This is a genomic window from Tardiphaga robiniae, from assembly GCF_001618955.1.
In the GTDB taxonomy this organism is placed as follows: Bacteria; Pseudomonadota; Alphaproteobacteria; order Rhizobiales; family Xanthobacteraceae; genus Tardiphaga; species Tardiphaga robiniae_A.
Genome location: NZ_LVYV01000004.1, coordinates 103,485 through 121,219 on the forward strand (window position 1 = coordinate 103,485; position 17,735 = coordinate 121,219).

The 17,735-nt window shown below is 62.7% G+C and carries 20 protein-coding genes; 12 read left to right on the top strand and 8 right to left on the bottom strand.

All coding sequences use genetic code 11. From position 1 onward, the window contains the following. Positions 1 to 52 precede the first annotated feature (52 nt). From rplI to rpsF, 4 genes are all read right to left on the bottom strand, one after another. The gene (rplI, locus tag A4A58_RS08575; protein ID WP_068731052.1) at positions 53 to 637 is read right to left on the bottom strand and encodes a 50S ribosomal protein L9; all 585 of its coding nucleotides are present in this window, start codon (positions 635 to 637) and stop codon (positions 53 to 55) included. 49 nt (positions 638 to 686) lie between these two features. After that, complete coding sequence (locus A4A58_RS08580; RefSeq protein WP_068731053.1) at positions 687 to 1,655, bottom strand: hypothetical protein; 969 nt, start codon at positions 1,653 to 1,655, stop codon at positions 687 to 689. A 124-nt stretch (positions 1,656 to 1,779) separates the two neighbouring features. Next, positions 1,780 to 2,019 carry a 30S ribosomal protein S18 gene (gene rpsR / locus A4A58_RS08585; protein ID WP_002711478.1) on the bottom strand — a complete coding sequence of 80 codons (240 nt, stop codon included), beginning with the start codon at positions 2,017 to 2,019 and terminating at the stop codon, positions 1,780 to 1,782. 5 nt (positions 2,020 to 2,024) lie between these two features. After that, positions 2,025 to 2,498, bottom strand: coding sequence for a 30S ribosomal protein S6 (gene rpsF / locus A4A58_RS08590; protein ID WP_068731054.1), 474 nt, complete (start codon positions 2,496 to 2,498; stop codon positions 2,025 to 2,027). Positions 2,499 to 2,867: 369 nt separating this feature from the next. Between rpsF and fabD the strand changes: the two genes are divergently transcribed. From fabD to A4A58_RS08650, 12 genes are all read left to right on the top strand, one after another. Then, positions 2,868 to 3,827: an ACP S-malonyltransferase gene (fabD, locus tag A4A58_RS08595; RefSeq protein ID WP_068731055.1), complete on the top strand. Its 960-nt coding sequence runs from the start codon at positions 2,868 to 2,870 to the stop codon at positions 3,825 to 3,827. A gap of 21 nt (positions 3,828 to 3,848) precedes the next feature. After that, positions 3,849 to 4,586, top strand: a complete 738-nt coding sequence (fabG, locus tag A4A58_RS08600) for a 3-oxoacyl-[acyl-carrier-protein] reductase (RefSeq protein ID WP_068731056.1) — start codon at positions 3,849 to 3,851, stop codon at positions 4,584 to 4,586. Between the two features lie 297 nt (positions 4,587 to 4,883). Next, positions 4,884 to 5,123 carry an acyl carrier protein gene (locus tag A4A58_RS08605; RefSeq protein WP_006020277.1) on the top strand — a complete coding sequence of 80 codons (240 nt, stop codon included), beginning with the start codon at positions 4,884 to 4,886 and terminating at the stop codon, positions 5,121 to 5,123. 139 nt (positions 5,124 to 5,262) lie between these two features. Continuing rightward, entirely contained in the window at positions 5,263 to 6,528 is a 1,266-nt protein-coding gene (fabF, locus tag A4A58_RS08610) for a beta-ketoacyl-ACP synthase II (RefSeq protein ID WP_068731057.1), read from the top strand. 114 nt (positions 6,529 to 6,642) lie between these two features. Continuing rightward, complete coding sequence (mltG, locus tag A4A58_RS08615; RefSeq protein ID WP_068731058.1) at positions 6,643 to 7,911, top strand: endolytic transglycosylase MltG; 1,269 nt, start codon at positions 6,643 to 6,645, stop codon at positions 7,909 to 7,911. A gap of 120 nt (positions 7,912 to 8,031) precedes the next feature. Then, positions 8,032 to 8,919, top strand: a complete 888-nt coding sequence (locus tag A4A58_RS08620) for a YicC/YloC family endoribonuclease (RefSeq protein WP_068731059.1) — start codon at positions 8,032 to 8,034, stop codon at positions 8,917 to 8,919. A 2-nt stretch (positions 8,920 to 8,921) separates the two neighbouring features. Beyond that, on the top strand, positions 8,922 to 9,581 hold the full coding sequence (gmk, locus tag A4A58_RS08625; RefSeq protein WP_068731060.1) for a guanylate kinase: 660 nt from the start codon (positions 8,922 to 8,924) through the stop codon (positions 9,579 to 9,581). Positions 9,582 to 9,585: 4 nt separating this feature from the next. Next, positions 9,586 to 10,209: a TIGR00725 family protein gene (locus A4A58_RS08630; protein WP_068731061.1), complete on the top strand. Its 624-nt coding sequence runs from the start codon at positions 9,586 to 9,588 to the stop codon at positions 10,207 to 10,209. Positions 10,210 to 10,294: 85 nt separating this feature from the next. Then, positions 10,295 to 11,083 (top strand): ABC transporter permease, encoded by a 789-nt coding sequence (locus A4A58_RS08635; RefSeq protein WP_068731062.1) that lies wholly within the window; start codon positions 10,295 to 10,297, stop codon positions 11,081 to 11,083. Further along, positions 11,080 to 12,120 (top strand): ABC transporter ATP-binding protein, encoded by a 1,041-nt coding sequence (locus A4A58_RS08640; RefSeq protein WP_068731063.1) that lies wholly within the window; start codon positions 11,080 to 11,082, stop codon positions 12,118 to 12,120. The genes A4A58_RS08635 and A4A58_RS08640 overlap by 4 nt, the downstream gene beginning before the upstream one ends. An 11-nt stretch (positions 12,121 to 12,131) precedes the next feature. Next, positions 12,132 to 13,211: an extracellular solute-binding protein gene (locus A4A58_RS08645; RefSeq protein WP_068731064.1), complete on the top strand. Its 1,080-nt coding sequence runs from the start codon at positions 12,132 to 12,134 to the stop codon at positions 13,209 to 13,211. A gap of 72 nt (positions 13,212 to 13,283) precedes the next feature. Further along, the gene (locus tag A4A58_RS08650) at positions 13,284 to 14,108 is read left to right on the top strand and encodes an ABC transporter permease (protein WP_081421783.1); all 825 of its coding nucleotides are present in this window, start codon (positions 13,284 to 13,286) and stop codon (positions 14,106 to 14,108) included. A gap of 13 nt (positions 14,109 to 14,121) precedes the next feature. Here the strand turns inward: A4A58_RS08650 and A4A58_RS08655 are convergent, their stop codons facing one another. The 4 genes from A4A58_RS08655 to A4A58_RS08670 all read right to left on the bottom strand — a co-directional run bounded on the left by A4A58_RS08655 (position 14,122) and on the right by A4A58_RS08670 (position 17,661). Further along, complete coding sequence (locus A4A58_RS08655) at positions 14,122 to 14,607, bottom strand: hypothetical protein (protein ID WP_068731065.1); 486 nt, start codon at positions 14,605 to 14,607, stop codon at positions 14,122 to 14,124. Between the two features lie 6 nt (positions 14,608 to 14,613). Beyond that, on the bottom strand, positions 14,614 to 15,111 hold the full coding sequence (locus A4A58_RS08660) for a hypothetical protein (RefSeq protein ID WP_068731066.1): 498 nt from the start codon (positions 15,109 to 15,111) through the stop codon (positions 14,614 to 14,616). Between the two features lie 30 nt (positions 15,112 to 15,141). Further along, positions 15,142 to 16,521 (bottom strand): caspase family protein, encoded by a 1,380-nt coding sequence (locus A4A58_RS08665; protein ID WP_068731067.1) that lies wholly within the window; start codon positions 16,519 to 16,521, stop codon positions 15,142 to 15,144. A gap of 81 nt (positions 16,522 to 16,602) precedes the next feature. After that, positions 16,603 to 17,661 (bottom strand): alcohol dehydrogenase, encoded by a 1,059-nt coding sequence (locus A4A58_RS08670; protein ID WP_068731068.1) that lies wholly within the window; start codon positions 17,659 to 17,661, stop codon positions 16,603 to 16,605. Positions 17,662 to 17,735 lie beyond the last annotated feature (74 nt).

Below are 17,735 nucleotides of genomic sequence, written 5' to 3' on the forward strand. Positions count from 1 at the left end.
CCCGGCCAGATTGGCCGGGCCTTTCTCGTTTGAGCAGAAGCTTCGTGTGGACTTAGCCGTTGTCTTCTTCGGCGTTGCCCTGTGCGTCCGGATCGAAGAACTCGCCGGCGGCGGCGAGTGCTTCGGCGGCTGCGTCCTGATCTTCCTGACGGCTTGAGATGTCTTCGCCGCGGTTGATGCGCTCGGCTTCGTCGGCCGAACGGGCAACGGTGACGCTGACGCTGACTTCGACTTCCGGATGCACGGCGATCGAGATCTTGTGCTGGCCGATAGTCTTGATCGGCGCGTCGAGCAGAACCTGGCTGCGGGCGAAGGTGACGCCATCAGCCTCGAAGGTGGCGATGATGTCGCGCACCGACACCGAACCGAACAGCTGGCCGGTTTCCGATGCCTGACGGATGATGATGACGTTGCGGCCGTCGATCTTCTCGGCAACCGTGGTGGCTTCCGCCTTGGCCTTGATGTTGTTGGCTTCGAGGTCAGCCTTCATGCCGTCGTACTTGGCGCGGTTGTCGGCGGTGGCGCGCAGCGCCTTGCCGCGCTTCAGCAGAAAGTTGCGGCCGTAGCCGTCCTTGACGCGGACGACTTCGCCCATCTGGCCGAGCTTGGCGACGCGTTCGAGCAAAATTACTTCCATGATCGTTCTCCTTTAAGTGTTGAGCAGGTGTTGGGTTGAGGTGAGTTGGTCAGGCCGCCGTCGAAGAAGGTGGCTTGCGTGCGAGAAAACGTTGGCGAAATCCGAAGAAGGCATCGGCGAGGCCGAGGCCAACCATGGTGAGGATGGGCCAGCCGAGGACGAGCACCATGGCGTAGGTCAGGCCCAGCACCATCACGCGGCTTTTCATGCCCATGGTCAGCGTATGCAGCGCGGCGAAGCCGGTGAGGGCATAGGCCATCATCAGCGCCGACGTGAAGATCTGCGAAAAGATGCCGATCAGTCCGCCCATGAAGGACAGCGCGACGGCCAGACACAGCGCGACCATCGTCATCGGCGGCAGCGCTGCGGATTTCAGCTCCGGCCACGGCCGATTCAGCCGGCCCGATGTCACGATGATGCGGCCGGCGAGCCAGAGATTGAGCGTCAGCGTCATGATCGCGACGATGGCGGCGGCAGCCGGAGCGATCGTCACCAGCGCATTGATGACCTGTTCGGAGTCGCCAGCGCCGCCGCGCGATCCCAGGATGCGGGTCAGAGCGCGGCGCAGCGCCGAGACGATAGTGTCGCCATCGGTGCCGAGCGTCAGCAGCGCGCCCATGGTTGTGAATGCGGCGAAACCCGCTGTCCACAGCAGTATACGGCCGACCGGATACCATTCGACCACGGGGGGTGTCGCGGCCGCGCCATTCACGCCCGGCACTTCTGCAGTCACTGGACGGCCGAGCAACGCGAGATGGCCGAGCCACCAGGCGGGCAGTGCCACGGTGAAAACGAAGGCGGCGAGATAGGGCATGCCGAACAGCAGGCCGAGCGAGGTGCCGGCTGCAATGCCGCCGATGGCAGCAGTGACCGGACCCCAGCCGAGAGCGGCCACCATCAAGGGGAGTGGTGCGAGATAGAACAGCAAAAGGGAAATCAACGCGCCCGAAATGATCGAGGCGAACATCAGCGCTGAGGCAGCGCCGGCGGCAAACGCGATGAGAAGACTTGCGATCATCAGCTGTCCCGCCCCCTTTGAGCGGTTAGAGGCACTTGCCCCAACCATCGGCGACCGGACGACCCGGAAGCCTTATGAGAAATAGAAGCGACCGGCGGCACGAGGCCGCCGGTCGAAAACCGCCTTAGCGGATAACGTAGGGCAGCAGGCCGAGGAAACGCGAGCGCTTGATGGCGCGGGCGAGTTCACGCTGCTTCTTGGCGGAGACGGCAGTGATGCGGCTCGGCACGATCTTGCCGCGCTCGGAGACGTAACGCATCAGCAGCTTGGAATCCTTGTAGTCGATCTTCGGCGCGTTCGGACCCGTAAACGGGCAGGTCTTGCGACGGCGGAAAAACGGACGACGTGCACCAGCTTCAGCCATTATTCTTACTCCTCAACCGATGCTGCTTCGTCGTCGCGCGGACGACGCGGACCACGATCACCACGGAAGCCACCGCCTTCACGGTCGCCACGGAAACCGCCGCCTTCGCGGTCGCCACGGAAGCCACCGCCACGGTCGTCGCGCTCACGATCACGATCAGCCTTGCGCATCATGGCGCTCGGGCCTTCCTCGTGCTCTTCGACGCGGACGGTCAGATAACGGATGACGTCTTCGCTGATCCGCTCCTGGCGCTCGATCTCGGTGACCGCCGCGGACGGGGCATCGAGATTCATCAGCACGAAGTGCGCCTTGCGATTCTTGTTCATGCGATAGGTCAGGGAGCGCACGCCCCAATTTTCCATCTTCACGACCTTGCCGCCGAGACCTTCGACGATGCCGGTCATCTGGGTGGTGAGGTCTTCGACCTGCTGTGCGCTCGCATCCTGACGTGCGAGAAATACATGCTCATAAAGAGGCATGGCTGTCCTTTCCAAGGTTAGCGCGTTTCCCGGCGGCAAGCCCTTCGAACCCTTATGGAAAGGACTCGATATTGCTCAGAAGGCGGGAGCACGGGACGACGGACCAACTGGCCCTATCGCAACAAACCTGTGTGTGATTTTGCTGTGACCGTCCGTTCAGCTCCCGGCCGGGATCTGCGGATCGGGGCCTTATACGGATTTTCCCAGTAATGGCAAGCGAAACAGGGGCCAAATGCGCGGATTCCGGGAGAGGGCGGGAACCCGGATCGTGGTGCATTCTGAGCGCTGCAGCTTGACATTCCCCGTCGTGCCAGTGTCTTACGGCGCACGTTTGAACGAGTTTAAGCCAAAAAACATGACGGGGCGTCAATGACCGCAGCATTTACCTTTCCGGGGCAGGGTTCCCAGGCGGTCGGCATGGGCAAGGCGTTCGCGGATGCATTTCCCGCCGCTAAGGCCGTGTTCGACGAGGTCGATTCGGCCCTCAACGAGAAGCTCACGGGAATCATCTGGGATGGCCCGGCCGAAACCCTGCAATTGACCGAAAACGCCCAGCCGGCGCTGATGGCGGTGTCGCTGGCGACCATGCGGGTGCTCGAGGCCGAGGCTGGCATCTCGCTGGCCAGGGACGCCGCTTTCGTGGCCGGCCACTCGCTCGGCGAATATTCGGCGCTGGCAGCGGCGGGAAGCCTCTCGGTCACGGATGCGGCCCGCCTGCTGCGGACCCGCGGTCTGGCCATGCAGAAGGCCGTGCCGGTGGGTGTCGGCGCCATGGCGGCGTTGCTCGGCCTCGATTACGAGACCGCCGTGGCCGTGGCTGAAGAAGCTGCACAGGGCGAAGTGTGCCACGCCGCCAATGACAATGGCGGCGGGCAGGTCGTGGTGTCCGGCAACAAGGCTGCGGTCGAACGCGCGCTGGAGATCGCCAAGACCAAGGGCGCCAAGCGTGCGATGTTGCTGCCGGTGTCGGCGCCGTTCCATTGCAGCCTGATGCAGCCCGCCGCCGACGTGATGGCTGAGGCGCTGGCCAAGGTCACGATCAACAAGCCCGCGGTGCCACTGGTGTCCAACGTGCTGGCCGCGCCGATCTCGGATCCCGATGAAATCCGCCGCCGCCTGGTCGAACAGGTCACCGGCACCGTGCGCTGGCGTGAATGCGTGTCCTATATGGCAGGGCAGGGCGTGACGCGTTTCCTTGAGGTCGGCTCCGGCAAGGTGCTGAGCGGGCTCGTCAAACGTATTGCCGAAGGCGCCGTCGGCGTCGCCGTCGGTGGACCCAATGACATTGCCGCCGCCAAGGATGCGCTCGCAGCAGCGCATTCGGCGTAAGCGGCCAGAGGAGAAGACGAGATGTTCGATTTGACGGGACGGACGGCGCTGGTCACCGGCGCGACCGGTGGCATCGGCGGCGCTATCGCGACCGCGCTGCATGGGCAGGGTGCCACGGTGGCCATCTCAGGCACGCGCCGCGAGGTGCTGGAAGCCCTCGCCACCAAGCTCGGCGACCGCGTCCATGTGCTGCCGTGCAATCTGTCCGATTCAGCGGAAGTCGAAGCACTCGTGCCGTCCGCCGAGAAGGCGATGGGACAGCTCGACATCCTCGTGGCCAATGCCGGGATCACCAAGGACAATCTGTTCGTGCAGTTGCGCGACGAAGATTGGGACAGCGTGATCAACGTCAATCTGACCGCGACCTTCCGCCTCGCGCGCGCCGCGACCAAGCTGATGATGCGCAAGCGCTTCGGCCGCATCATCGCCATCACCTCGGTGGTCGGCGTGACCGGAAATCCCGGGCAGGGGAATTACACCGCGGCGAAAGCCGGCCTGATCGGCATGATGAAGACACTGGGGGCGGAATACGCCAAGCGCAACGTGACGGCCAATTGCATTGCACCCGGTTTCATCGCAACGCCGATGACCGATGTGCTGAACGACAAGCAGCGCGAAACGATTCTCAGCAAGGTGCCGGCAGGGCGCCTCGGCTCGCCGGAAGATATTGCGGCAGCGGCCGTCTATCTGAGCTCAAATGAGGCGGCTTACGTCACCGGACAGACGATTCATGTCAATGGCGGCATGGCGATGATCTAAGCGTCGGGGGAACCCCAACGCCGTGATTTAATTGAGGTTTGGACAGTTACCGGGCTATGTGGCCAAGCCAAATGAAGTATGGTAACCGAACCGCCAACGGTGGGGCAAAGAAGGCCATTGCAGGAATTTGAAACCCTGTATATTGGCGGGGACGAGCCTGCCGTTTTCGCGAGGCTCCGTCCGGGACGACGGGGTCAATCCAGAGACGCGCAACTGCGCAAGGTTTAACGAGTTAAACGCTCCACGATGGCTCGTATCGTCTGCGGACGGGCCCAATGTAACAAGCACGAGGTTGATATGAGCGAGATTGGCGAGCGAGTGAAGAAGATCGTGGTGGAACACCTTGGTGTTGAACCCGAGAAGGTGGTCGATGCCGCAAGCTTCATCGATGATCTCGGCGCTGACAGCCTCGACACGGTCGAGCTCGTGATGGCGTTCGAAGAAGAGTTCGGCTGCGAAATTCCGGACGACGCCGCCGAGACGATTCTGACCGTCGGCGACGCAACCAAGTTTCTCGAGAAGAACGCAAAGAGCTGACGCCTTCGCGCGACACATTTTGAAGCCGGCCGGATCGCGTTTGTGCGATCCACCGGCTTCTTGCTGTGACGCAGGCATTTGCTCAAGAGACTTTAGCTCAAGACACATCGGCTCAAGGATGGGCCGTGGAGGTACGACAATGAGGCGGGTGGTCGTCACAGGCCTTGGCATGGTGTCGCCACTTGGCTGCGGCGTCGAGCCGACCTGGAAGCGCATCCTCAACGGTGAGAGCGGAGCAAAGCGGATCGATACATTCGATGTATCCGATCTCACCAGTCAGATCGCCTGCGTGATTCCGCGCGGTGACGGCACGGGTGGTACCTTCAATCCCGACCAGTGGATGGAGCCGAAAGACCAGCGCAAGGTCGACGACTTCATCATCTATGCGATGTGTGCCGCCAGGCAGGCGCTCGACGATGCCAATTGGCACCCCGACAATGAAGACGATCGCTGCGCCACCGGCGTGATGATCGGCTCCGGTATCGGCGGCCTGTCCGGCATTGCCGATACCGCATTGCTTTTGAAAGAGCGCGGCCCGCGCAAAGTGTCGCCGTTCTTCATTCCCGGCCGATTGATCAATCTCGCTTCGGGCTATGTCTCGATCGAGCACGGCCTCAAAGGCCCCAATCACTCCGTCGTTACGGCATGTTCGACCGGTGCGCACGCGATCGGCGATGCCGGCCGTCTGATCGCGCTCGGCGATGCGGATGTGATGGTTGCCGGCGGCACCGAGTCGCCGATCAGCCGTTTGGCGATGGCCGGCTTCGCGGCAGCACGTGCGCTGTCGACCAACTTCAACGAAGCGCCGGAGAAAGCGTCGCGGCCTTACGACAAGGACCGCGATGGTTTCGTCATGGGCGAGGGCGCCGGCGTCGTCGTGCTCGAAGAGTATGAACACGCCAAGGCGCGCGGCGCACGCATCTATGCCGAGATCATCGGCTATGGCATGTCGGGTGATGCCTACCACATCACCTCACCGACGCCCGATGGCGATGGTGCGTTCCGCAGCATGAACGCTGCAATGAAGCGCGCCGGCATTGCCGCGGCCGACATCGACTACATCAATGCGCACGGCACCTCGACGCCGCTCGGCGACGAGATCGAACTTGGCGCGGTTCAGCGCCTGCTCGGCAATGCCGCGTCGAAAGTGTCGATGTCGTCGACGAAGTCGTCGATCGGCCACCTGCTCGGTGCGGCCGGTGCGGTCGAGGCTATCTTCTGTGTGCTTGCGATTCGGGATAACATCGCGCCGCCGACGATCAATCTCGACAATCCGTCGGTGGAAACTGCGATCGATCTCGTCGCATTGACCCCGCGCAAGCGCGAGATCAACATTGCTTTGTCGAATTCATTCGGTTTCGGCGGTACTAATGCGTCCGTGATCCTACAGCGCGTGGCTGGTTAGAGAACCTCCACCGTTTCGCCGTATTCCGCGCTAATTCCTACACTGGGCGTATGCTATTGACGGGGATCGTGTTTGTCCCCGTCACGATTGAACCGACAGGATCAGGTACTATCGATGAGTGAGAGGCCGCCCATTTCGCCGAGGAGTCCGCGTGCCGCGCTGGAGCCGGAGCAGGTTCCGCCGCCGCCGAAGCGTTCCGATCATGCGCGTAATCCGCTCGTGGTTGCCGGCAATGCCATCATCACCATCATTATCGTCGCGATGCTCGGTGCTGGCGGCGCCTATGTCTATGGTCGCCAGGCGCTGGAAGCGCCGGGGCCGCTGCAGGAAGAGAAGGTCGTCAATATCCCCGCGCGTGCGGGCAAGGGCGACATCGCCGAAGCGTTGCTGCGCGAAGGCGTGATCTCCGCCAATCGCTGGGTTTTCATCGGCGCCGTGTTTGCGCTGAAGGCCAGCTCGGAACTGAAGCCCGGCGAATATCTGTTCCAGAAGAACGCCAATCTGCGCGATGTCATCGGCACCATCGTCGAAGGCAAGGTCGTGCAACACTCCATTACGATTCCCGAGGGCCTGACCTCCGAGCAGATCGTCGCGCGTTTGACCGATAACGACATCTTCACCGGCTCGATCCGCGAAATGCCGCGTGAAGGCACGTTGTTGCCCGAGACCTACAAATTCCCCCGCGGCACGCCGCGCGACCAGGTGATCCAGCGCATGCAGCAATTGCAGAAGCGCGTGCTGGCCGAAGTCTGGGAACGCCGTAACGCCGACATTCCGGCGAAGACGCCGGAACAACTGGTGACGCTCGCCTCGATTGTCGAGAAGGAAACCGGCCGTGCCGATGAGCGCAGCCGCGTTGCCGCCGTGTTCGCCAACCGTCTGCGCCAGAAGATGAAGCTGCAGTCCGATCCGACGATCATTTATGGCATCGTTGGCGGCAAGGGCACATTGGGCCGTCCGATCAAGCGCAGCGAGATCCAGCAGCCGTCGCCCTACAATACCTATGTGGTCGAAGGCCTGCCGCCGGGGCCGATCGCCAATCCGGGCCGTGCGTCGCTTGAGGCGACTGCCAATCCGGCACGCACCCGCGACCTGTTCTTCGTTGCCGATGGCACCGGCGGTCACGCCTTCACCGAAACCTACGACGCACACCAGAGGAACGTCAGCAAGCTGCGCGCGCTCGAGAAGGCCGTCCAGAACGACGCCGTCGAGCCGCCGGAAGAGGCTGCTGCGCCCGCTGGAGCTCCCGCGGATCCCGCTGCTGCGACCGGTACAAGCCCGGCCAGACCCGCACCGGCCAAGCAGCGCGCCCGCACGACGCCTGCGCCAGCCCGTCAGGGCGCCGCGCAATCGACGGGTACACCGCCGGTTGTCCAGCAATAGGCCGCACCACCGGGCCTGCGCTGGCTTCTGCTTCGAATTCCCCTTGGCCCGAAAAGGCCCTAACCTGAGCCGGTTCGCGCCCTTGCGAATCTTACTCGTATTCTTTGGAGACCTTCCGCGATGGCGTTGTCGAGCATGACTGGCTTTGCGCGAAGCCACGGCACCAGCGGGCCTTACAGCTTCGAGTGGGAGCTGAAATCCGTCAACGCCAAGGGCTTCGACCTGCGCTTCCGGATGCCCCCGGGCTTCGACGAAGTCGAGGCGGTCGCCCGCAAGCGCGCCCCTGAAGTGCTGTCGCGCGGCACGGTTTACGCGAACCTCACCGTTAAGCGCAGCAACGCGGCCTCGACCGTGCGGATCAACGAAGAGGTGCTGAATTCGGTGCTGCGTATTGCCGCCGAATTGGCCAGCAAGATCGATGCTGTCGCGCCGAGCGTCGATGGTCTGATGAATATCAAGGGCGTGATCGAAGTGGTCGAGCCCGAGGCTGACGAGGCCGAGGACAAGGCGGCGAAGGCTGCCGTAGCTGTAGCATTCGAAGAGGCGCTCACCGCGCTGGTCGCCATGCGCAAGCGTGAGGGCATGACGCTCGGAGAACTCCTATCCCAGCGTCTGAATGAGATCGAGGCATTGTCGCAGAAGGCCGAGGCCGCACCGGGCCGCAAGCCCGAAGCGATCCGCGCGCGCCTTGCCGAACAGATCGCCACACTGCTGGAAGCCTCGGATCGTTTCGATAGTGATCGGCTGAACCAGGAAGCGCTGATGATGGCGACCAAGGCCGACATTCGCGAAGAACTCGACCGCATCGCGTCGCATATTTCGCAGTCGCGCGAAATGATCAAGAAGGGCGGTCCGGTGGGGCGGCGGCTGGATTTCCTGTCGCAGGAGTTCAACCGCGAGGTCAACACCTGCTGCTCGAAATCCAACGATCTGGAGTTGACCAGCACCGGCCTCGAGATGAAGAACGTGGTCGAGCAATTCCGTGAACAGGTACAGAATCTGGAGTGATCATGTCCGGGGGGAGCACAAGTTTTGATGGAGTCGAACGGCGCGGATTGATGTTCGTACTGTCATCGCCATCCGGTGCCGGCAAGACGACGCTGACGCGGCTGCTGATCGACCGGATGCCGGACCTGCAATTGTCGGTCTCGGCAACGACGCGCCCGATGCGGCCCGGTGAAGTCGACGGCAAGGACTACATGTTCGTCGATAAGCCGCGCTTTGAGACAATGGCCAAGAGCAACGAACTGCTCGAATGGGCCATCGTGTTTGATAACCGCTACGGCACGCCGCGTGCGCCGGTGGAAGCCGCGCTCTCCGCCGGCAACGACGTGTTGTTCGACATCGACTGGCAGGGCACGCAGCAATTGCGCGAGAAGGCGCGGGCCGACGTCGTCAGCGTTTTCATCCTGCCACCCTCGGCGGCCGATCTCGAAAAGCGCCTGCATACGCGTGCGCAGGATTCCGACGAAGTGATCCGCGGGCGCATGAGCCGCGCCAGCCATGAGATGAGTCACTGGGCGGAATACGACTACATTGTCATCAACCACAATGTAGAGGAGGCCTATAGTGAGGTGCAGTCGATCCTCAAGGCCGAACGTCTGAAGCGCGAACGTCGCACCGGACTGACGTCATTCGTGCGCGGATTGCAGCAAGAGCTCGAAGGCTAACGCCATGCAGGTATTGTTCTGGAATGAGCGCACGCAGCAGCTCGGCGATGGCGCACGGGTATTCGATCCGCTAGCGCTGACATGGCGTGACGATGCGCCGGAGCATGATGGTAAAGCTGTGACGGCTTCCGAGGCGTTGCTGCGGCTCGCAGCAACGCGCAAGCTGCGCCGTGTGCCTATCGGCATCATCGGGCCGCGAGACGCGACACAAGCGCAATACGATCTCGCCGAACAGATGGGCGCGGCATTGGCGCGCCATGGCCTGCAACTGTTGTGCGGCGGCAAGAACGGCGTGATGGAAGCGGCGTGCAAGGGCCATGCACAGGAGGGCGGCATGCCCGTCGGCCTGTTGCCCGATGAGGAGTGGCACGCAGCCAATCCCTATGTTGCGATCCCCATCGCAACGGGCATAGGCCCCGCACGGAATGCCATTATCGCGCGCGCATGTCTCGTGCTGGTCGCGATTGGCGGAGGTGTCGGGACACTCTCGGAGATGGCGCTGGGACTACAATTCAATCGTCTGGTGCTGGCGATGGCCGATGCGCCAGAGGTGAATACGGTCGAGCGCGTCGCTGATGTCGACGGCGTCATTGCTCGCATCGCAGCACGCCTTCTCGCAAATGCATAACTTTGCCGCTCTGTCATAAAACTGATATGCCGCCGTTATACTGAGGCGCAGACTTCAGCATCACATTTGACAGGGGACGTGGCTCGTGCCGTTCGTCGCGATCGCCTATCTGATTTTTCTCGCGGCGCCAGTCCTGTTGTTGTTCGTCGGCTCTTTTGGAGAAGTCTGGAGTGGCACGCTGCTGCCGTCAGGCTTCACCTGGCGCTGGTATCAGGAAGTCGCCGGCGATCCCAGCTTTCGACGCGCTTTCACCACCAGCCTGAAGATCGTCACGACCACCTGCATTCTCAACATCCTGATCGGACTTCCGCTGGCTTACGCCATTCATGCCGGCGCCCGCGGCGGCGTGCGGCTCGCGGCGCGGATTGTCACGCTGATGCCGATTGCCGTGCCCGAGCTGGTTCTCGCTTTCGGCTTCATACTCGTCTTCTCGTCGGATGCATTGCCGTGGCTCGGCAGTTTCTGGCTGCTGGCGGCGGGGCACCTCGTGCTAACGTTGCCCTATACGGTGACCGCACTGGTTGCCGATATGGATCAACTCGGGCTCGCCGAATATGAGCACGCGGCCGCAACGCTCGGCGCATCTTTTCCGGCCCGCATGTGGGACGTGACGCTGCCGCAACTGCATACGAGCCTGCTGTCCTGCATGCTGACGGTGGCCGCGCTGTCGATCGGCGAATTTCAACTGTCCAATCTGGTCTCAGGTTTCCTGTCGCGCACCTATCCGGTGGTGCTGCTGCAGGCCTTTTACGGCGCGACGGGCTTTGCCTGCGCCGCCACCGTCGTATTGCTTGGGCTTGCGATGATCGCATCGCTGACCAGCGGGCTGACGGCGCGGGTCACCGGCCGGCGTAAAGTGGGGGCAGGCGCGTGACGCTGCGATACGATCAAGTGAGCTACCGCTATCCCGGCACGAGCACTGGCGTGTTCGACATTGCTCTGGAGATCGGCCGCGGCGAATTGCTGGCCATCATCGGCGCCTCGGGGTCGGGCAAATCGACGATTCTGAAATTGCTGGCGGGCTTCCTCAAGCCTGACACCGGGCGCATCCTGATCGATGGCAAGGACGTCGGCGCGTCACTGCCCGAGGCGCGTCGTCTGGGTGTCGTGTTTCAGAACTATGCGTTGTTCCCGCATATGCGGCTTTGGGAAAACATCGCCTATCCGCTGAAGGTGCGCGGCATCGCCAAACAGGCGCGGCGCGCGCGTGCTATTGAGATGCTCGGACGGGTCGGCATGGGCAAACGCGCGGAAGACTATCCGGCGGAATTGTCGGGCGGTCAGCAGCAGCGCATCGCGCTGGCCCGTGCGCTGGTGTTCGAGCCGCAGGGACTGCTGCTCGACGAACCGCTGTCGGCGCTCGATGCGGGGTTGCGACTGGAAATGCGCGACGAAATTCTGCGCGTGCAGCGTCAGGCCGGCATTGCGACGCTGCTGGTGACGCATGATCAGGAAGAGGCGCTGTCAATTGCCGACAAGGTCGTGATGATGCGCGATGGTCGCATCGTGCAGATCGGCACGCCGCGCGAATTATACGAGACACCGGCCGATGCCAGTGTCGCGGCCTTTGTCGGTCAATCCAACCTGTGGCCCGGCAGCATTTCCGGTGACGGCATGGTGACAACGCCGGTTGGCGCGCTGGCCTGCGACACGCAGGGCAAGAGCATCGGCACAAAGGTCACCGTCTTCGTACGCCCCGAGCGGGTCGAGCCCATCACGGGTCCGGTCGACGCGAGCAATCCCTGCTGCTTCGCGGGCAGCATGTCGGCCGACCGCTATCTTGGTCCCGTCAGGCGGATCGATATGGCCGTCGCTGGCGGGGCCATCCGTCTCGAAACTCATCTGCGCGGGTCGATCACCGGCGTGACGATCCCGCACGATGCCATCCGCCTTCTTCCCCCGACCTCATAAAGGAGATCGACATGAACCGACGCAAGTTTCTGAGCGGCGTTGCCGCAGCCTCCCTCGCCATTGCCATTAGCCCGGCCGCATGGGCCTTCGAAGGTGCCGAGCTCTATGTCGGCGAGAAGACGCTGTACGAAGCCGCGCGCAAGGAGGGCCTCGTCGTGTCGTTCGATACCGGACCGACCTGGGCCAACTGGGCCAACCAGTTCAAGGCCTTCCAGAAGCGCTATCCCGGCGTCGAAATGGTCTATAACGACCTTGGTTCGGCCGCGACCGTCGTCGCCCTCGACAAGGCGCGCAATCGTCCGCAGGCCGATACGGCCTATTACTTTGCAGCGTCCGCTCTGGACGCAGCAAAGGCCGGCGTCGTCGATGGCTTCAAGCCGGTGAATTTCGACAAGCTCGCCGATCCGCTGCGCGAGGCCGAAGGCCGCTGGTTCACCATCCACACGCTGAGCGTGGCCTTCCTCGTCAACACCAAGCTGGTCAAGACCGTGCCGCAGAGCTGGGCTGATCTTCTGAAGCCGGAATACAAGAACGCCATTGTGTATCAGGACCCGCGCTCGACGGGGCAGGGCCAGGTGGTGGCCTTCGCCGCGGCCTTCGGTAACGGCGGCAGCATGGACAATGTCGCGCCGGGCATCGACTATCTGGGCAAGCTGACCAAGGCCGGCAATGTGTTGCGCACGGTCGGCACCACGCCTTACGCACAGTTCCTGAAGGGCGAGATCCCGATCTGGATCGGCTACGAGAACGATGGTTTGAAAGCCAAGTTCACCGACGGTCTCGGCGATGGCGTCGCCGTTGTTATTCCGAAGGAAGCATCGGCTGCCGCGCCTTACGCGATCTCGCTGGTGAAGAACGGCCCGAACCCGAACGCCGGCAAGCTCTGGCTCAACTTCATCATGAGCGAAGAAGGCCAGAAGATCTTCGCCGAGGGCTATGTGCGTCCGGCCGTGCCCGGTGTCGCCCTGCCGCCAAGCGTTGCCGACAAGATGCCGGCTGCGCCGCAGGTGCAGGCGATGGATATCGCCAAGGCCACCGCGAAGAAGGCCGAGATCGACGCCGGCTGGGCCAAGGCCGTCCTCGGTCAGTAAGCCGAACTCACCAAAGCGATCCCCGCGTCAGAGCGGGGATCGCGTCTTTGTCATTGCGGAATAAAGATCACGATGAGCGCCCGCGTCCCGACATCCATGCTCGCTGCATTCGCCGTGCCCGGCAGCGTGGTGCTGGGATTGTTCTTTCTGATCCCGGTTTGTGCGGTGCTGGTCGGCGCCTTTGCGGATGGCGGCAGTGCGTTCGGTCGTCTCGCGGGCGATCCCGTGTTCTGGAACGGCCTGCGCGGCACGATGGTGCTGGGTACCGTCGCACCGCTGTTCTCGCTCGTTGTCGGCTTCTGCGTTGCACTTGCGCTGGCGCGTTTCGCGCCAGGCCTCCGTACGGCAGCCTTGATCGCGATCTCGCTACCGCTGACATTCTCCGGGCTGATCGTCGCTTACGGTTTCATTCTTCTGCTCGGCCGCGCCGGCTTCGTGACGCTGTTGCTCGCCAAACTGGGCTTCGATCCCGCGGTGATCGGCGGTTTCATCTTCTCACCGGTAGGACTGGGACTGGCCTATTCCTACTATCTGGTGCCGCGCGTCGTGTTGATCGTGCTGCCGGCGATCAGCAATTTCGATCGCAACCAGATGCTGGCCTCGCGTTCGCTCGGTGCAGGGAGCTTCCGCACGCTGACTGAAGTGATGCTGCCGCAGATATTACCGAGCCTGATCGCAGCCTATTGCCTGACGGCAGCGGTCGCCGTCGGCGCCTATGGCACCGCGCTGGCGCTCGCCGGCACGCAGGTGAATATCCTGCCGCTGGTGCTCTACAGCAAAATCTCGGAGACGGGGACCGATCTGCCGGCCGCATCCGCAGCATCGATCGTGCTGGTGGCGATCTGCGCCGTCGTCGTGGCGATCGGCGAAGCGATGCGTCCGCAGCGCAAGTCGTAGTCGCTGCCGCCGATCATTGCTTGCTGGCCGTCCAGCGACCGGTGCAACCGTTCGACATTTGCATCGAGCCGCCACCACCGCGGCCGGACAGGCGGCCGGTCATGACCGCGCTCACACTGCCGCTGCTGCCGACCCCTTGCAATACGCCGCTTGGACTGATGTTACCGCCCCCGCCGACGCTCCCACCGGAGATCGTCAATGTGCTGCTGGCGGTTTTGCCCGCACACACCGACGATTGACCGATGAATGCGATCAGCCAGGTGCCATCGAATCTGGCGGCGCTGCCGCCGCCGTCACCAGAGCTGCGGCGGGCCGGAGCTGCACGCTGCTCGGATCGCGGCGGGCGGGCTGGCTTGGCGGCAGGCGGCTCGGAGGATGAGCCGGACAGCGACTTGCTGTCATTGCCGAGGCTGCCGCCGGTCGCGCCCTGACTCCATGCGTCGCTGCCGCCGAGTGTGATGATGAGCAGGCTGGTGAGGATGATCTGCGGGATTGCCATGGGCGGTTACTGCTTGCTCGCGACCCAGCGGCCCGAGCATCCATCGGATCGCTGGAAAACTCCCGAACCGGTACGGCCGGAGAGGCGCCCCTGGCTGGTGACGCGGATGCCGCTGTAGTTTCCGCTTCCACGCACTGTCCCGTTGGCGCTGACCGGGGCGCTGCCGTCTTTGCCGATCATCCTTCCGTTGGACACGACAAAGCTTTCCGTGAACGTGTCGGAACAGCCGGAGGTGCCTACGCTCGATATCGACCAGGCGCCGTCGAAATTTCCGCCGCCTCCCGCGCCCTCACCACGGTTGCGTGAGGTGGTTTGACGGCGCGGCGCGCGGCGCTCGGAGCTTTCGCGTTGGGCAGGCGCGGCCGATCGGGATTCGGGGGAGGAGCCCGATAGCGTCTTGCTGTCGTTGCCAAGGCTGCCACCGGTTGCGCCCTGTGCCAGAGCTGCGTCTCCCGAAAATGTCAGAACGGCCAAACCAATCAGAAGTCCAGATCGAAAAATCATGTTCAATAACTTTCAAAAAACAGATCGAACTTACAATTTCGCGTCAGGGCCCACCGTGGCATTGGCGCAAATGGCGCCGACGATCGGACATGATTTTCCTGTCTTAGTGCATTGATCGATGGCCGCATCGCGCGCTTGCGCAAGCGTGGGCCGCGCGACCAGCGACCAGTTGCCGCCGAGAGCCGCGAAGGCGCCGCAATTCGCTCCGTAAAACGACAGTTCGAGCGGGCAGCGAGCTGTGCCGCATTGGGCGCGTGCCTTGGTCACGGCTGACTTGCGGGACGGTTGATCCCACGACATGCCCCACTTCTTGTTCTTGATGTCGTAGACGATCGAGCCCCATTGTTTCTGGTCGCTCGCGCTGCGCAAACGCTGCAGCAGGCCCTCGGTCGCCTCTCCGGTTGGTGGCATGCCGCCCTTGACCTGGAAATCGCGGATCGCAACCGCGATTCCATTCTTGCTGTTCAGCGGTTCGGGATCGAAATTCAGCTCATAAAGCCGGTCGCTGATTTCCGTAAGCTTGATTGGATCGGTGATCGGCAATTTGTCGAAGTCGATCCGCGGCGCATCGGGCAGGCGTGCTTCCTGCACGGGCTTCTGCGGCACGACGAGCGGCACGGTGGCGGTTGGTGCCACGAAGTAAAACGTGCCGTCGATTGGCGACGACGATACCCATGGCTGTTGCGAGCCGCCGGTGGCGCGCTTCACGGCAAGGCCGACCTGATTGAAGGTCTGGAAAATATCGAGCCCGGCCTGACGCACGGTACTCGCCAATGCCTTGGTATAGGGGCTGTTACCATCGCTGCCGTCCTGCGCCACGCTGCCGGGCTGGGTCGCATAGGAGATCAGGGTGCCTTCCGGTGCGCGCATCTGGGCAAGGCCGCCTTCCGAGGCGCGCAGGCCACGCGACCCGAACGGATTGTTCCGGCAGGCATCGAGGATGACCATGTTGAGGCGCGTGCCGGAGCCCTGCATCTGGCGCAGCACCAGATTAATATCGACCATCTGGAAATCGACATCCGCCTCGCGGGTCGGATTGGCGTTCACCGGCACGAGGTAATTGGAGCCGCTGACCTGCACGCCGTGGCCTGCGTAATAGAACAGGGCGACGTCAGCGCCCTGAACCTGCCGGCCGAAATTCTGCACGGCGAGATCAAGTGCGCTTTTATCCAGGTCCAATTGCGCAGTGCCGCCGATCAGCGTGAAGCCGAGACCGCTCAGCGTCTCCGCCATCAGCTTCGCGTCGTTCTTCGGATTATCGAGGCGGGTGATGTTCTGGTAGCCTGAATTGCCGACCACAAGCGCGATGCGCTTCTCGGCCAATGCAGCGCTGACCGAGAGCAGCAAAGTCAGGGCCATCAGCGCGGCAATTCGCGCAAGTGATCTGACCGGTTGGACGAAATGGTCCATGTGTCCCATCCTGCAATGGGACACATCCTAGCCCGGATCGCATGAAGCGCAATCCGAGCCAGAGCCTTGGCTCAGTCTAATTCAATTGGTCAGCATGATCCGGCCGACGACCTTACCGGCGCGCAATTCGTCGATCCACTTCTGGGCCTCGCCCATGGGCTCCGCCTTCATCGGCGTCGGCTTGAGCTTGCCGGCGCGAGCCAGTGCCATCAGCTCTTTGGCTTCCTCAAGTGTGCCGACCATGAAGCCTTCGACGGTCATGCGCTTGTAGATCCACTGCACCATGGGCAGGCTGAAATTACCGCCCATCAGGCCGGACACCACGATCTTGCCGCCGCGCGCCACCGTGGCCACCGCGAAGTTCATGGACTTGTCATTACCAGCAAAGTCGACCACGCCATCGAAGCCGCCATCGTTCTCCTTGACCATTCGTCTGGCGACATCGGGCTCGGAAGGGTCATAGGCGAAGGCTGCGCCGTTCTTGAGCGCGGCTTCACGTGCCGCCGGATTGAGATCAGCCACCGAGATCGGCTGCTTGAACATCGCCTGCGCGAGCGCTAGGCCCGCCATGCCGACGCCGCCGAGACCGACCAGCAGCAGGTTGCGCTGCCGCGGGCGATCGACGAGACGCTTGAGCGCGCCGTAAGCGGTGATGCCCGAGCACATCAGAGTCGCCGCCATGTTGATCGGTAGTGGATCGTAATCGAGCAGATACTTCGCGTCCGACACTAGCACATGCGTCGCGAAACCGCCGTCGAGTGACACGCCGAGGAAGCGGTTCTTGGCGCAGAGGTTCTCATCGCCCGCAAGGCAATCGCGGCACTTGCCGCAGCCGATCCACGGGAAGACGGCCTTCCTTTTGCCGATCAGCGATTGATCTCCATCGGGACCAACCTCATCGACAATCCCTGCGATCTCGTGGCCGAGCGTAAAGGGAAGCGTCATGCCGCGCGTGGTGTCGAGCTTCTTGCCGCCGCCGAGATCCGCATAGCCGTCCTGGATGTGTAAATCTGAATGACAGAGCCCGCAGCATTCGATGCGGACCAGAACTTCCTTGCCCTGTGGCTTCGGCGTGTCGACGATGGTTTCGCAGAGCGGAGCGTCGAATTTCACCAGTGACTGGCGCTTCATCATTGCCATTTTATTTTTCCCTAGACTTCATTGCATCCTAGCAATCACAGGATGGGGGCGAGTTCAAGGGTGCCCAAGAGCAC